This is a genomic window from Streptomyces sp. CA-243310 (genome assembly GCF_050936775.1).
Taxonomy (GTDB): Bacteria; Actinomycetota; Actinomycetes; order Streptomycetales; family Streptomycetaceae; genus Streptomyces.
Map to the genome: position 1 here is coordinate 843,000 of NZ_JBNJMF010000001.1, position 14,971 is coordinate 857,970.

The window sequence follows — 14,971 nt, forward strand, 5'->3', positions numbered from 1 at the left end:
GCCCCGGATCCTCCCGGTCGGGCCCCGCGCCACGTCGTCGTCCCTGCTCCGGCCCTACTCCGCGATCGGCAGCAGCTCCGGCAGGTGCCCGTCCGAGGCCCCGGCCGCCCGCTGCCGCTCCTCGGACACCTCCCCGTACAGCGTCGTACGGGCCTTCGCCGGCCGGCCGGCCGCCTCCGCGACCGCGATCAGGTCCCGCACCGACTTGTACGAGCCGTAGCTCGACCCCGCCATGCGCGAGATGGTCTCCTCCATCAGCGTCCCGCCCAGGTCGTTCGCACCCGACCGGAGCATCTCCGCCGCGCCCTCCGCACCCAGCTTCACCCAGCTCGTCTGGATGTTGGTGATGTGAGGGTGCAGCAGCAACCGGGCCATCGCCGTCACCGCCCGGTTGTCGCGGACCGTCGGACCCGGCCGGGCGATCCCCGCCAGGTACACCGGCGCGTTGGTGTGGATGAAGGGAAGCGTCACGAACTCCGTGAACCCCTCCACGCCCTTGGCCACGGCGTCCTGCTGGATCCGGGCCAGCGTGCGGAAGTGCCCCAACCAGTGCCGCGGCTGGTCCACGTGCCCGTACATCATCGTCGACGAGGACCGGATGCCCAGCTCGTGCGCCGTGGAGACGACGTCGATCCAGTCCGCCGTCGGCAGCTTGCCCTTGGTGAGCACCCAGCGGACCTCGTCGTCCAGGATCTCGGCCGCCGTCCCCGGAATGGAGTCCAGCCCGGCCTCCTTGGCCGCCGTCAGCCAGTCCCGCACCGACATCCCGGTACGGGTGGCGCCGTTGACGACCTCCATCGGCGAGAAGGCGTGCACGTGCATGCCGGGAACCCGCTCCTTCACCGCCCGCGCGATGTCGAAGTACGCCGTCCCGGGCAGGTCCGGATGGATGCCGCCCTGCATGCACACCTCGACCGCGCCCACGTCCCAGGCCTGCGCCGCCCGGTCCGCGACCTGGTCCAGCGAGAGCGTGTACGCGTCCGCGTCCGTACGGCGCTGTGCGAACGCGCAGAAGCGGCAGCCGGTGTAACAGACGTTGGTGAAGTTGATGTTCCGCGTGACGATGTACGTGACCTCGTCGCCCACCACCGACCTGCGCAGGTCGTCCGCGATCCGGCACAGCGCGTCCAACGCCGGGCCGTCCGCGTGCAACAGGGCGAGGGCCTGCTCGTCGGTCAGTCGCGTCGGATCGTCCGCCGCCCGGGCGAGGGCCGCCCGGACGTCCGTGTCGATCCGCTCCGGGACCATCCCGGGCGCCGCGGCCTCCCGCAGCGCGTCCCAGTCCCCGTAGACGTGATCGAAGTCCTCGCGCCGGTCGCCCGTACGCCCCTCGGTGTCGATGGCGGTGTGCAGGTCGGTGCGCCCGTACGCGGCGAAACCCTCGTCGGGCTCCTGCCACGGCCGGCCCTCGACCGCGGCCGTCTCGTCCGCCAGCCCCGTCCGCGCGTCGGCCAACGCCCGCACGTGCGGCAGCAACCGGGGATCGAGCCACGGCTCACCGCGCTCCAGGAACTCCGGATAGATCGTGAGGCGCTCGCGCAGTTCGAAGCCGGCGGCGGCCGTCCGCGCGGCCAGCTCCTCGATGTGCGGCCAGGGGCGCTCGGGATTCACGTGGTCGGGCGTCAGCGGCGACACCCCGCCCCAGTCGTCGATGCCCGCGCCGATCAGCAGCGCGTACTCCTCGTCGACCAGGTTCGGCGGGGCCTGGATGCGGGCCGACGGGCCGAGCAGGTGCCGGGCCACCGCGATGGCTGCCGCCAGCTCCTCCAACTCCGCGTCGGGCATCCCGCGCATGGCCGTGTCCGGCTTCGCCCGGAAGTTCTGGACGATCACTTCCTGGATGCCGTGGTAGCTGCGCTGGATCCGCCGCAACTCGAAGAACGCGTCGGCGCGCTCCTCGTAGGTCTCCCCGATGCCGATCAGCACCCCGGTGGTGAACGGGACGTTGGAACGCCCCGCGTCCTCCAACACCCGCAGCCGGACCGCCGGCTCCTTGTCCGGGGAACCGTGGTGCGGGCCGCCGGGCTCGGACCACAGACGGGTCGCGGTGGTCTCCAGCATCATCCCCATCGACGGTGCGACGGGCTTCAGCCGCTGGAGTTCCGACCACGACAGGACACCCGGATTGAGGTGCGGGAGCAGCCCCGTCTCCTCCAGGACCCGGATCGCCATCGCCCGCACGTAGGCCAGGGTGTCGTCGTAGCCGTGCGCGTCCAGCCACTCACGGGCCTCGGGCCAACGGTCCTCGGGGCGGTCCCCCAGGGTGAACAGCGCCTCCTTGCAGCCCATCGCGGCACCCTTGCGCGCGATGTCGAGGACCTCGTCGGGCGAGAGGTACATCCCGTGACCGTCCCGGCGGAGCTTCCCGGGCACCGTGACGAACGTGCAGTAGTGGCACTTGTCGCGACAGAGACGGGTGAGGGGGATGAACACCTTGCGCGAGTACGTGATGACACCGGGCCGGCCGGCGGCGTCGAGCCCGGAGTCCCGCACCCGCGCGGCCGAGGCGGCGAGGTCCTTCAGGGACTCGCCGCGCGCCTGGAGGAGCACGGCTGCCTCGGTCGCGTCGAGCGCGACACCGTCGCGGGCCCGCCGGAGCGCGCGGCGCATCGCGTTGTCGGTCGGAGCGTCACTCGGAGTGGTCATGGCCCGAGCATACGATCCACCGATCCGGCGGTGGAGGGGGTCATCGCATCAGCTCACCGGCGTTGACCAGCAGAGACTGGCCGGTTATCGCCCGTGCCCGGTCCGACGCCAGGAACGCGGCGGCGTCCGCGACGTCCCCGTCCGTCGCGAGATCCGGCAGCGCCATCCGCTCGGTGAGCCGGGCCCGCACCTCCTCCTCGGGCACCCCCTCGCCGTGCGCGGTGAACGTCACGAACGCCTGCACCGGCGGCCCCCACATCCAGCCCGGCAGCACGGTGTTGACCCGGATCCGGTACGGCCCGAGTTCCCGGGCCATCGAGTACATGGCGGAGGTCAGCGCCCCCTTGGAGGCCGCGTACGCGGCCTGCTGCACCTGCGACGGACTCGCCACCGCCGACTGGGTCCCGATGATCACGACGGAGCCGCCGGCCCGCTTCAGCGCGGGCAGGGCGGCGCGCGTCATGCGCAGGGTGCCCAACAGGTTCACGTCGAGGATCTGCTGCCAGGTCCCGAAGTCGGCGTCCTCCAGGCCGCCGAAATAGGAGTCCCAGGCCGCCACGTGCACCACCGCGTCCACCCCGCCGAATCGCTCCTCGGCGAGGGCCACGAGGGCCTCGCAGCGGGACTCGTCGGTGATGTCGGTCGGCAGGTACGCGGTGTGCGCCCCGGCCGGGTCGATCTCGGTGGCGGACTTGACCAGGTTCGCCTCGGTCCGCGCCCCCAGCACGGCGTTCCCGCCGTCCCGCACCACGGTGGCGGCCACCTGGTGTCCCAGCCCGGCCCCGACCCCCGACACGATGACGGTCTTCCCTCGCAGCAGCATGGCGCGCCCTCCAGGCCGGTGATGCCGACTCAGCAGATCTGACGGGGCGTCAGAGTAGGGTGCGGGGTCAAGGATGGGAAGGGTGGGGTGGCGTCCCGGTCGCGGGGCCGCGAGCCGCCGGGGAGCAGTCGGCGCCGGTGCCTCGTGTCGCCGACCGCCGTGCGAACCGGACCAAAGGGCGAAGAGGGCGCCCACATGGGGTCATTGGGGTGTTTCGGGCGGGGGCGGACGGCCCGCGCCGAGCCCGCCGGCCGTCCCGATCGAACGAATGACGAAACCGAGACGAATGGTGTGTCATATCTGCCCTGCGCCCGGCGAGTCGCGTCCGAATACCTGATAGACAGAAGATTCACGGCTCGACCAGCCGCACGTACTGACGGCCGCCTCGGGGGGATCGCCGCACTGTGAAGCCGCTTCACCGTCATGTAGTCAACACCTCACGCAAGGTCTTGTGCACGGCCGCCCTCGCGGCCAGCCTGACCACCGCCGCCGTCGTGACCAACCCGTCGACCGCCGGCGCGGGCGAATCCGAACCGACGCCGGACAGTCCCCAGGCCGCCGACCGCGGCGACGCCCGCCTGGACCTGCCCGAAGACCTCGCGAACCCGCAGCCGCCCGCGACCGCGGGCGCCCCCGAGGGCGCCAGTGGCATACCGGGAACGGCCCTCGACGCCTACAAGCGCGCCGAGGTGGCCGTCGCCGCGGCGCTCCCCAACTGCAAGCTGCCCTGGCAGCTGGTGGCGGGCATAGGCCGGGTCGAGTCCGTGCACGCCTCCGGATACGGGCTCAAGTCCGACGGGTCCACCGAACGCCCGATCCGCGGCCCCCGCCTGGACGGCAACGGCTACGCCCAGATCAAGGACACCGACAAGGGCCAGTGGGACGCGGACACCGAGTACGACCGCGCCATCGGTCCGATGCAGTTCATCCCCTCGACCTGGAAGGTCTACGGCGCCGACGGCAACGGCGACGGCCAACGCGACCCCAACAACATCTACGACGCGGCGCTGGGCACGGGCCTCTACCTGTGCGCGGGCGACAAGGACCTCTCGGACCCGGCGAAGCTCGACGCCGCGCTCCTGAGCTACAACAGCTCCCGCGAGTACGTGAACACCGTCCTCGGGTACATGCGCCAGTACCAGGAAGGCGGCGTCGCCGGGGTCCCGAACCCGCCCGTCGGCACCTACCCGACACCGCCGCCCACGGGCACTCTGCCCGTCCCCCGTCCTCCGGTCATCGTGCCCCCGGCCACCAGGCCGCCGACGGGCGGCACCCCGCAGAAGCCGCCGACGAAGCCGACGACCCCGCCCACCAAGCCGACGACCCCGCCGACCAAGCCGCCCACCAAGCCGGAGCAGCCGGTCGTGCGCCTCGCGAAGCTGTCGCTGATCGGCGAGGCGGAGCTGAAGGCCGAGGTCGGGAGCCCCATCACCTCGACCCCGAAGGTCAAGGCGCTGCTCGCCGACGGCAAGCCGGCCGTCGGTCAACAGGTCGTGTTCGCCGTGGAACAGGACGACACCACGGGCGGCACCGTCTTCCGGGCCGCCAAGAAGAACTCCGTGGTCGTCACCACCGACGCCCAGGGCATCGCGTCCGTCCCCGAGCTGACGGCCGGTCCGAAGCCGGGCACGTTCTCCTTCCGGGCCACGGCGTACGACCTGAAGAGCGAGTTCACGATCATGCTGAAGGGCGCCGTCCTGGCGAAGCCCGCGGCGGACCTGCTGGTGCGCGTGGACAGCGGCGCCGACAAGCCGCTCCAGGTCGTCACCGGCACCAGCTTCAAGGGCGTGGAACTGCTGGCCACCGCCAAGGGCAAGCCGATCGCCGGCACCAAGGCCGTCGCCGGCCTGGTCGTGAAGGACAAGACCACGGGGGCGTGGGTCCCGGTGGACCCGGCGACCGCCAAGGGCCCGTACTTCAAGGGCAAGGACGGCGAGAAGCTGACCACCCTGGACCTGGCCGCGACGGGCGCCGACGGCAGGATCGCTCTGCCGGAACTGTTCACCGACGGCGTGCCCCCGGACACCTACCAGTTGCGCGTGCTCACACCGGAGAAGGTCGAACTGGTCCTGACGCTCAAGGTCGACGCCGCTCCGACGGCGCCGCCCACGACGCCGACGACGCCCACGACCCCGGCGCCCACGACCCCTGCGACGGCCAAGCCGTAACGGAGTCCGCCCGAACACCGCCGCTGCCCCGGCCACCGTCGAACGGTGACCGGGGCAGCGGCGTTCCCCCTCACACGCACCGGAGGGGAAAGGGGAAAAGGCAGGAGCCCCGCCCCTCCGCTCGCACGGAGGAGGCAGGGCTCCTTGGGTACTGCTTAATCCAACCGCGATCCGGTCGGCCAGGCGACTAGGCCGGGATGACGTTCTCCGCCTGCGGGCCCTTCGGACCCTGCGTGACGTCGAAGGTGACCTGCTGGTTCTCCTCGAGGGAGCGGAAGCCAGAGGCGTTGATCGCGGAGTAGTGGACGAAGACATCCGGGCCGCCGCCGTCCTGGGCGATGAAGCCGAAGCCCTTTTCAGCGTTGAACCACTTCACGGTTCCGGTAGCCATGAGCCCTCCTATGGGCCAAAGGGTCGCCCTGCTCCAGAACCTGCTAAGAAGTCTGAAAACTACAAAAGCCTGCGGGTCACATTCTCCGCAGGCCTCGTACTGCAAGGGAAACCAAACTGCAACTTGCGTCGAGCCTAGCACGCACCCTGCGGCCGAGACCAGAGGGAAAGATCACGTCACCCGGACGTTTGAGACCCGCCCGATCGCTGACGCGGAGCCGGGGGCTAGTCTCGCGATGTGGACGTCTATCGCAGCCGGCCCCGCGTCGGCCACATCCAGTTCCTGAACTGCCTGCCCCTCTACTGGGGGCTGGCCAGAACCGGCACGCTGCTGGACCTGGAGCTGACCAAGGACACACCCGAGAAACTGAGCGAACGGCTCGTCCGGGGCGACCTGGACATCGCTCCGATCACCCTCGTCGAGTTCCTCCGCAACGCCGACCAACTCGTCGCCTTCCCCGACCTCGCGGTCGGCTGCGACGGTCCGGTGATGTCCTGCGTGATCGTCTCGCAGGTCCCGCTCGACCGGTTGGACGGAGCCCGCGTGGCTCTCGGGTCGACCTCCCGGACGTCCGTGAGGCTGGCCCAGCTGCTGCTCGCCGAGCAGTACGGAGTACGGCCCGACTACTACACCTGCCCCCCTGACCTGGGGTTGATGATGCAGGAGGCCGACGCGGCGGTGCTGATCGGGGACGCCGCGCTGCGCGCCTCCCTGCACGACGCGCCCCGGCTCGGCCTCGCCGTGCACGACCTGGGTCTGATGTGGAAGGAGTGGACCGGGCTGCCGTTCGTCTTCGCCGTCTGGGCCGCGCGCAAGGACTACCTCGAACGCGAGCCCGTCGTCGTGCGCAAGGTCCACGAAGCCTTCCTCGCCTCCCGGGACGTCTCCCTGGAGGAGGTCACCAAGGTCGCCGAGCAGGCCGCCCGCTGGGAGGCGTTCGACGCCGAACTGCTGGAGCGCTACTTCACCACGCTCGACTTCCGCTTCGGGCCGGAGCAACTGGCAGGCGTCCGGGAATTCGCGCGCCGTACGGGATCGGTCTCGGGGTACGCGGCCGATGTCGCGGTGGAGCTCCTGAAGGTGGCCGTACCGGAACATTGACGCGCCTTATGCCTCCGGCGCGAGTTCCGCATCCCGGAAAGGGGAATGTTCCGTTCACCGGGAATTCGTTCCCCTTTCGGATTTCCGTCCGTCGGTGGAACGGACCGAAGAACGCGCCGAAGAACGGTCCGGGGAACGCCCCGTGCAACGTCCGATGGAACGCCCCGCGGAACGGTGGGCGGAACAAAGGGGTCGAGACCGGGTGCGCCGACGCATTCGGCGGGATCGAACCACCCCTCTTCGCCGTGGTGCGGTAGTACTCCGGACACGATGGAAGCTCCCCGGCCGGCGGTCGACACCCCTAAGGTGCTGGTTGACCGTCAGCGAGTCACGAACCTCGGGGAGGGGACACGATGCAGCCGCTCGAAGCGGGCGAACCGCGGACCATCGGCGCCTACCGGCTGCTCGGACGGCTGGGCGCGGGGGGCATGGGTCGGGTCTACCTCGGGCGCAGCGCGGGCGGTCGGACCGTCGCCGTGAAGATCGTCCACCCCCACTTCGCCTCCGACGAGGAGTTCCGCGCCCGCTTCCGCCGCGAGGTCGCCGCCGCGCGTCGGGTGGGAGGCGAGTGGACCGCTCCGGTCCTGGACGCCGACCCGGAGGCCCCGGTGCCGTGGGTGGCCACCGGCTACGTCGCGGGCCCGTCGCTGGACCGGGCCGTGGCGGGGTACGGCCCGCTGCCCGAGCATTCGGTACGGGCCGTCGGGGAAGGGCTGGCCCGCGCGTTGGTGGCGGTGCACGGGCTGGGGCTCGTCCACCGGGACGTGAAGCCGTCGAACGTGATGCTCACCCTCGCGGGCGGTCCGACGGGCGGACCGCGGCTGATCGACTTCGGGATCGCCCGGGCCTCGGACGGCGCCGCCGCGCTGACGGTCACCGGCGTCTCCGTCGGTTCGCCCGGCTACATGTCGCCGGAGCAGATCCTCGGCAACCCCGTGAGCGGGGCGGCGGACGTGTTCTCGCTGGGCGCGGTCCTGGTCTTCGCCGCGACCGGCCGGGCCCCCTTCAGCGGGGACAACTCCGCGACCCTCCTCTACAAGGTGGTCCACGAAACGCCGGACCTCGGCGGGATCGGGCCCGGACCGTTGCGGGACCTGATCGCGGCCTGCCTGGCGAAGTCGCCGGCCGCCCGACCCTCGCCGGCGGTGATCGCAGCCGCGTTGGACGGGGCCCTGGGAGTGTCGGGCTGGTTGCCGACCCCGCTGGTCGAGGAGGCGAACCGGGCCGCGGTGGCCCTGCTGGACCTGGACGAGGCGCTGCCGGAGCACCCCTCGGGCCCGGTGCCGTTCACCTCGGCCTCCTCCTACGGGGAGCAGCGGGCGGCCGTCGGGGCGCCGGACGGCTTCCCCGGCGGAACCACCCCGTACGGGCTGCTGTACGGCTCGGAGCCCGCCGCGGGCGGGGCGGGGTACGGCTCCGACGGCGGCGTACCCGGGCCGCGCACCGCGTCCGACGCCGCCGGGCGGCGGGTCTCCGTGCGCGCGGCCGGCCGGCGGTTCAGCTGCACCGTGGTCCTCGCCGCGGCGGCCGTGCTGGCGGTGCTGTCGGGCGGGCTGTACGGACTGGACCTGCTGCCCTGGCAGTCGGGCGCGAACCGGGGCCTGGTGGCCGGCCCGCCGCCCTCCTCCCCGCGCACCGCCGAATCGGCCCCCGCCACGCGGCCCGGCGCGAGCACGGGCGCCCCGACCCCGTCCCCGGCGGCCCGGAACACCGTGCCCCAGGCCCTGGCCGGCACCTGGAAGGGCACGGTCACCACGGCCCGCCTGGGCGTGTCCAGCGAGTTCGAGATCACCATCAGCGGCGGCCGGATCGGCCAGGTCGTCGCCCGGGACAAGTCGGTCCTGCCGGTCCTCGGCACCGATTGCAGCGGGGACTGGAAGCTCGTGTCCGCCACCGACCGTTCGCTGGTCCTCGACACGACGGACGGTCCCAACCCGGCGCCCGGCGTGTGTTCCGACGGCTCCGCCGACGAACGCTTCACCCTCAACGCGAACGGGACCCTGCACTACCGGTCCGGCGACGCGGCGGCGGGCAATCCCGAAGGCGATCTGACCCGTCGGGGTTGACCCGCGCACCCCTGAACGGAGCCGAGGAGCGCCGGCGTACGCTGGATCGGTCCGGACCCTTGACACACCGCCGAAAGGTGACGCACCGGTGACCGACCAGGCCGCTCTCCAGTCTGTCCTCGACCGAGCCGCCGCAGGGGGCCGGATCACCCAGGACGAAGCGCTCGACCTCTACCGGCACGCCCCGCTGCACGCGCTCGGCCAGGCAGCCGACGCCGCACGCCGGCTGCGCTACGCGGGTACGGAGCACATCGCGACGTACATCATCGAGCGCAACATCAACTACACCAACGTGTGCGTCACGGCGTGCAAGTTCTGCGCGTTCTACGCCGCGCCGAAGGACACCAAGAAGGGCTGGTCCCGCGACCTCGACGACATCCTGCGCCGCTGCGCGGAGACCGTCGAGCTGGGTGGCACGCAGATCATGTTCCAGGGCGGGCACCACCCGGACTACGGCGTCGAGTACTACGAGGAGCACTTCTCCGCCATCAAGAAGGCGTACCCGCAGCTGGTCATCCACTCCCTCGGCGCGTCCGAGGTCGAGCACATGGCCCGCATCTCGGGCGTCTCGGCGGAGGAGGCCATCCAGCGCATCCACGCGGCCGGCCTCGACTCCTTCGCGGGCGCCGGCGCCGAACTGCTGCCGGCCCGGCCGCGCAAGGCCATCGCCCCGCTCAAGGAGTCCGGCGAGCGCTGGCTGGAGATCATGGAGATCGCCCACAAGCTGGGTGTCGAGTCCACCTCCACCATGCTGATGGGCACGGGCGAGACCAACGCCGAGCGCATCGAGCACATCGCGATGATCCGCGACACGCAGGACCGCACCGGCGGCTTCCGCGCCTTCATCCCGTACACGTACCAGCCCGAGAACAACCACCTCAAGGGCCGGACCCAGGCGACGATCTTCGAGTACCTGCGCATGATCGCCATCGCGCGGCTCTTCCTCGACAACATCGCCCACATCCAGGGCTCCTGGCTGACGGTCGGCAAGGAAGCGGGCCAACTGTCGCTGCACTACGGCGCGGACGACCTCGGCTCGATCATGCTGGAGGAGAACGTGGTCTCCTCGGCGGGTGCCAAGCACCGCTCGAACCGCATGGAGATCATCGACCTGATCCGCAAGGCGGGCCGCACGCCGGCGCAGCGCGCGACGACGTACGAGCACCTCGTGGTGCACGACGACCCGGCGAACGACCCGGTCGACGACCGCGTCGTCTCGCACATCTCCTCCACCGCCATCGAGGGCGGCACCGCGCACCCCGAGCTGAAGCTCATCTCCTCGAACTGACGCCGCCGCACCCATGCTGACGCTGCACACCGCCGAGCTCCTCGTCGCCGGACCGGGTTCGACCCCGCTCCCCGGCGGCGCGGTGCTCGTCGAGGGCGATCGGATCGCCGGGGTGGGCCCGTACGAGGAGCTCGCCGCGGCCCGTCCGCACGCCCGGGTGCGACGCTGGCCCGGGGTGCTGACCCCGGGGCTGCTGGTGCGCGGCGCGGACGAGCTGCTGGAGCGCACGTACTACCCGGACGATCCGTACGAGGTCGCCGAACTCGGCGCCGACCCGGTCGGCGGGCAGGCCCTGGCCGCTCTCCCGATGACCGAGTCCCGCTGGGGCAACAGCGCCCGGCGCGGGACGCAGAAGCTCCTGGCGCGCGGGGTGGTGGCGGTGACCGGCCGGTTCACGATCCCGTCGGTGCGGACCGCGGTGGTGCGGTCGGGTCTGGTGGTCCTGCCGCCGGCGGCGCCGTCCCAGGGATCGCGGGGGACGGAGCGGGAAGCCTCCCTGGACCCGTTCGCCGGGCGGGACACGGCCGAGCAGGCCTTCCACGGGGCCCTGGAGCCGGACGCCCCGGCCCGTTTCGCGGTGTTCGCGGCGGCCGACCCGGGGGAACTGCTCACCCTGGGCGCGACGAGTTGTGTGGCCACGGTCATCGGGGGACGGCTGCTGCACCGCCGTCGCTGAGAGTCCCGGGCACGTCGTCGTCGGGCCGGCCGCCCTCCCGGGCGAGGGCGGCCAGCAGGCAGACCTGGAGGCGGCTCACCCCGCCGAGCTTGTTCCGGATGTTCAGCACGTGGAACTTGACGGTGCTGACGGACAGTTGCAGCGTCGCGGCCAGCTCCGCGTTCGAGGCGCCGGTGGCCAGCCACAGGAACACCGCCGACTCCTGGTCGGTGAGGTGGACCCGCACCGGCGCCTGCGGGTCGTGGGCGGGGAACCACGACGGGACGCTGAAGCTGACGCTGCGCACGGTTTCCACCCCTTGCCCCCGGCCGACGCGCTCGGCCCCCTGCCTAAGGGACGTTCGGGCCGGCCAGGTAGGTTCCGGCGGCGTCGAACGGCCAGGCATTCGCCTTGCAGCCGAGCAGTCCCTTGATCTGTTGCATCATCGCGGGCGCCTGCTTGCCGGGGCCGGGGCAGGTCTCGTGCTCGCGACCGATCTCGTGGCCCACCTCGTGGTTGACGATCAGGGCCCGGTACTCCTCCACGGGACCGTTGAACTGGGGTGACCCCTCCTGCCAGCGCTTGAGGTTCACCACGACGGTGTGACCGGCACGACAGTTGGTCTCGCCGATCAGCTCGGGGGTGACGACCTCGCACAGCCGGTCGGTGGTGGTGGGGGTGGCGATCTTCACGGTGAAGTCCACCGGTTGGCCGGCGCCGACGAGCCGGAACCCGTACGAGGGATCACGGGTCCAACCGCGCGGGTCCCCGAGGATCGCCTCGACGGACCGGGCCGCGGCCTCCGGGTCGACCCCGCTGCCCTGCTCGACCTCGACCCGCCAGCGCAGCGCGCGCCCCTTGCCCTGCGGCGAGCCGGAGGCGGTGGACGCGGCGAAGACCCCGGGCCCGGAGGTCGGAACGGACGGGGACGGCTTCGCCGGGGGCGAGCCCTTCGGCGTGCCCGCGGCCTCGGGCTTCGGCGAGGCCGCCGGGGAGGAGGCCGCCGGCGTGGTCCGCCCGCCGTCCGGGGCCGGCTCGGAGCCGCCGTCGGGCGTGGGACCGCCCGCGTCGGCCTCCCGGGTGGGGGCGGCCGACGCCGGTCGGTCGTCCGCGACCGCGGCGGTCCCGTCCTGCGGGCGCAGGGTGTAGGCGGTCACGCAGGCGACGGCGATTGCCGCGGAGCCGATGAGGGTACGGTGCAGTCGTCGCCGCCGTTCGGCGGCCCTGCGCAGGGCGCGCACGTCACCGCGGGAACGTCTGGTCGGATGGCCTTCCGGCATGCAGGAGCTTTCTGTTCGCGTGGTCCACGTCTTACACGAGCGGGCATTTCATGCGCTTCGTTGACGAACATGGCTTTTGTTCGACCCGTTTCGAGTCACACGCGCACCAGTCAAAGCCGATCCGGCCGCCATGCGTAACTGTCCTTCGGGTCAGTTGTGCCCCCGGCGGGTGGCGCCGGGTCCGCCTGCGAGAATGGCGGTCAGACCCGCACCGCACCGCATCGCACCCGAGGGGCCCACGCCAGTGACCAGCGCTTCCCTGGACAAGCAGCCGCACGAAGTCGCCTCCATGTTCGACGGGCTGGCGGCGAACTACGACCTCGTCAACGACGTGCTCTCCCTCGGTCAGGCCCGCCTGTGGCGCAAGGAGGTCGCCAAGGCCGTCGGCGCCCGCCCCGGACACACGGTCCTCGACCTGGCCGCCGGAACCGCGACCTCCTCGCTGCCCTTCGCCGCGACCGGCGCGTACGTCGTCCCCTGCGACTTCTCGCTCGGCATGCTCCAGGAGGGCAAGAAGCGGCACCCCTGGCTGCCGCTGACCGCCGGCGACGCGACGAAGCTGCCGTTCAAGGACGACACCTTCGACACCGTGACGATCTCCTTCGGCCTGCGCAACGTCCAGGACACCGACACGGCCCTGCGCGAGCTGTACCGCGTGACGAAGCCCGGCGGCCAGGTCGTCATCTGCGAGTTCTCGCAGCCCACCTGGGCGCCGTTCCGGACGGTCTACACCGAGTACCTGATGCGCGCCCTCCCGCCGGTGGCCCGCGCCATGTCGCCCAGCCCCGACGCGTACGTGTACCTCGCCGAGTCCATCCGCGCATGGCCCGACCAGCCGGAACTCGCCGCGCTCCTGCAGAAGGCCGGCTGGTCCAAGGTCGCGTGGCGCAACCTCAGCGGCGGCATCGTGGCACTCCACCGCGGCATCAAGGCGTAGGACCCGATGCCCGCCGCGCCCGTCGACGACGCGCCCCCGGGCGCCGCGCCCTCCGGCCCCGCCTTCCTCGGCCCGGAACCCTCCGAGACCGTGCGCTTCGACTACCAGGGACTGCTGGAGCGGATCGCGGCCGACATCGCGCCGGCGATCGGCCGCGGCACCCCGGCCGAGTACATCCCGGCGCTGGCGTCCGTGGACCCGGCGCAGTTCGGGATGGCCGTCGTCGACCTCGAAGGCAACGCGTACGGGGTGGGGGACTGGCAGGTCCCCTTCTCCACCCAGTCCATCACCAAGGTCTTCGCACTCGCCCTGGCCCTCGCGGAGGGCGGCGACAGCCTGTGGGAACGGGTCGGCCGCGAACCCTCCGGCAACCCGTTCAACTCGCTCGTGCAGCTGGAGTACGAGAACGGCATCCCCCGCAACCCGTTCATCAACGCGGGCGCCCTCGTCGTCACCGACCGGCTCCAGACCCTGACGGGCGACGCGAGCAGCGAACTCCTGCAGTTCCTGCGGGACGAGAGCGAGAACCCGGCCATAGGGTTCGACGCCGAGGTGGCCGCCTCCGAGCAGGCGCACGGCGACCGCAACGCGGCCGTCGCCCACTTCATGGCCTCCTACGGCAACATCGACAACCCCGTACCGGCCCTGCTGGAGCACTACTTCTGGCAGTGCTCCATCGAGATGACCTGCGCCGACCTGGCCCGCGCCGGACGCGTACTGGCCCGGCACGGGCTGCGCGCCGACGGCACGCGCCTGCTGACGCGCAGCGAGGCCAAGCAGATCAACGCGGTGATGCTGACCTGCGGCACCTACGACGCGGCAGGCGAGTTCGCCTACCGCGTCGGCCTGCCCGGCAAGAGCGGGGTGGGCGGCGGGATCGTCGCCGTCGTCCCCGGCCGGTGCTCGATCGCGGTGTGGAGCCCGGGGCTCGACGCCCAGGGGAACTCGGTCGCGGGTGTGGCGGCCCTCGACCGCTTCACGACGCTGACCGGCCTGTCGGTCTTCTGACCGGCGGGTCCGGGGCGGCGGTCTACAGCGACAGCGCGTAACGGCGGGCCGGGCTCCCGTCCGGCAGCGTGGACTCCGCGTCCAGGTCCATCCCGAGCCGCTCCGCGACCGCCACCGAACGCACGTTCCGGGCGTCGATCAACGCCACCACGCGCGTCACGCCGGCCGCCCGTACCCGCTCCAGCGTGGCCAGCGCGGACGCGTACGCGTACCCCCGCCCCCAGGCGGAGCGCCCCAGCCGCCAGCCGATCTCGATCTCCCCGACCGGCCCCCACTCCTTCTCGGCCGGCCACGGCTGCGCACCGGTGAAACCGATCACGGCGCCCTCCTCGTCCAGCAGGGTCCACAGGCAGTAGCCGAGCCGGGCGTCGTGCAACCGCTGGCGGGCGGTGAACTCCTCGTACATGGACAGCTCTGCGGGACCACCGAGGAACTCCATCACCTGCGTGTCGGCGAAGACCTGGTGCCAGGCACGGGCGTCCTCGTCGATGGGCACGCGCAACTGCACGGTGGGAAGCGGCCGGGCGGGCGAGGTGGTCATCGGAGGCACCCTTCGGATCGTGATCTCTCTCGCTGCATAGACTGCACGTGTCCGGTGCCGTTGGGCA

The 14,971-nt window shown here is 71.9% G+C and carries 13 protein-coding genes; 7 read left to right on the forward strand and 6 right to left on the reverse strand.

Going from position 1 to position 14,971, the window contains the following annotated elements; all coding sequences use genetic code 11:
* Positions 1–54 precede the first annotated feature (54 nt).
* Both ACQEVM_RS04000 and ACQEVM_RS04005 read right to left on the reverse strand, forming a co-directional pair.
* A complete protein-coding gene (locus ACQEVM_RS04000; RefSeq protein WP_433074974.1) occupies positions 55–2,646 on the reverse strand; it encodes a bifunctional FO biosynthesis protein CofGH in 2,592 nt (863 codons plus the stop codon).
* Between the two features lie 40 nt (positions 2,647–2,686).
* On the reverse strand, positions 2,687–3,469 hold the full coding sequence (locus ACQEVM_RS04005; RefSeq protein WP_433074977.1) for an SDR family oxidoreductase: 783 nt from the start codon (positions 3,467–3,469) through the stop codon (positions 2,687–2,689).
* A gap of 404 nt (positions 3,470–3,873) precedes the next feature.
* Between ACQEVM_RS04005 and ACQEVM_RS04010 the strand changes: the two genes are divergently transcribed.
* On the forward strand, positions 3,874–5,637 hold the full coding sequence (locus ACQEVM_RS04010; RefSeq protein WP_433074980.1) for a lytic murein transglycosylase: 1,764 nt from the start codon (positions 3,874–3,876) through the stop codon (positions 5,635–5,637).
* A 187-nt stretch (positions 5,638–5,824) separates the two neighbouring features.
* Here ACQEVM_RS04010 and ACQEVM_RS04015 read toward each other — a convergent pair whose 3' ends face one another.
* Positions 5,825–6,028, reverse strand: a complete 204-nt coding sequence (locus ACQEVM_RS04015) for a cold-shock protein (protein WP_015610594.1) — start codon at positions 6,026–6,028, stop codon at positions 5,825–5,827.
* Positions 6,029–6,265: 237 nt separating this feature from the next.
* On the opposite strand from ACQEVM_RS04015, the gene ACQEVM_RS04020 reads away from it, so the two are divergent.
* The 4 genes from ACQEVM_RS04020 (at position 6,266) to ACQEVM_RS04035 (ending at position 11,159) form a co-directional block, all read left to right on the forward strand.
* Entirely contained in the window at positions 6,266–7,129 is an 864-nt protein-coding gene (locus tag ACQEVM_RS04020) for a menaquinone biosynthetic enzyme MqnA/MqnD family protein (RefSeq protein WP_433074984.1), read from the forward strand.
* Between the two features lie 353 nt (positions 7,130–7,482).
* A complete protein-coding gene (locus ACQEVM_RS04025) occupies positions 7,483–9,195 on the forward strand; it encodes a serine/threonine-protein kinase (protein WP_433074987.1) in 1,713 nt (570 codons plus the stop codon).
* A gap of 88 nt (positions 9,196–9,283) precedes the next feature.
* Positions 9,284–10,483 (forward strand): cyclic dehypoxanthinyl futalosine synthase, encoded by a 1,200-nt coding sequence (gene mqnC / locus ACQEVM_RS04030; RefSeq protein ID WP_433074990.1) that lies wholly within the window; start codon positions 9,284–9,286, stop codon positions 10,481–10,483.
* Between the two features lie 13 nt (positions 10,484–10,496).
* Positions 10,497–11,159: an imidazolonepropionase-like domain-containing protein gene (locus tag ACQEVM_RS04035; RefSeq protein ID WP_433074993.1), complete on the forward strand. Its 663-nt coding sequence runs from the start codon at positions 10,497–10,499 to the stop codon at positions 11,157–11,159.
* Here the strand turns inward: ACQEVM_RS04035 and ACQEVM_RS04040 are convergent.
* Together ACQEVM_RS04040 and ACQEVM_RS04045 are read right to left on the reverse strand one after the other, a co-directional pair.
* Entirely contained in the window at positions 11,125–11,445 is a 321-nt protein-coding gene (locus ACQEVM_RS04040; protein WP_433074996.1) for a helix-turn-helix domain-containing protein, read from the reverse strand. The two genes, ACQEVM_RS04035 and ACQEVM_RS04040, sit on opposite strands and share 35 nt — an antisense overlap.
* Positions 11,446–11,488: 43 nt before the next feature.
* A complete protein-coding gene (locus ACQEVM_RS04045; RefSeq protein WP_433074999.1) occupies positions 11,489–12,418 on the reverse strand; it encodes a DUF3152 domain-containing protein in 930 nt (309 codons plus the stop codon).
* 244 nt (positions 12,419–12,662) lie between these two features.
* Between ACQEVM_RS04045 and ACQEVM_RS04050 the strand changes: the two genes are divergently transcribed.
* Complete coding sequence (locus ACQEVM_RS04050) at positions 12,663–13,355, forward strand: demethylmenaquinone methyltransferase (protein ID WP_433075002.1); 693 nt, start codon at positions 12,663–12,665, stop codon at positions 13,353–13,355.
* 6 nt (positions 13,356–13,361) lie between these two features.
* Positions 13,362–14,363: a glutaminase gene (locus tag ACQEVM_RS04055; protein ID WP_433075005.1), complete on the forward strand. Its 1,002-nt coding sequence runs from the start codon at positions 13,362–13,364 to the stop codon at positions 14,361–14,363.
* A 22-nt stretch (positions 14,364–14,385) separates the two neighbouring features.
* Here ACQEVM_RS04055 and ACQEVM_RS04060 read toward each other — a convergent pair whose 3' ends face one another.
* Positions 14,386–14,904, reverse strand: coding sequence for a GNAT family N-acetyltransferase (locus tag ACQEVM_RS04060; RefSeq protein ID WP_433075008.1), 519 nt, complete (start codon positions 14,902–14,904; stop codon positions 14,386–14,388).
* Between the last annotated feature and the right edge of the window lie 67 nt (positions 14,905–14,971).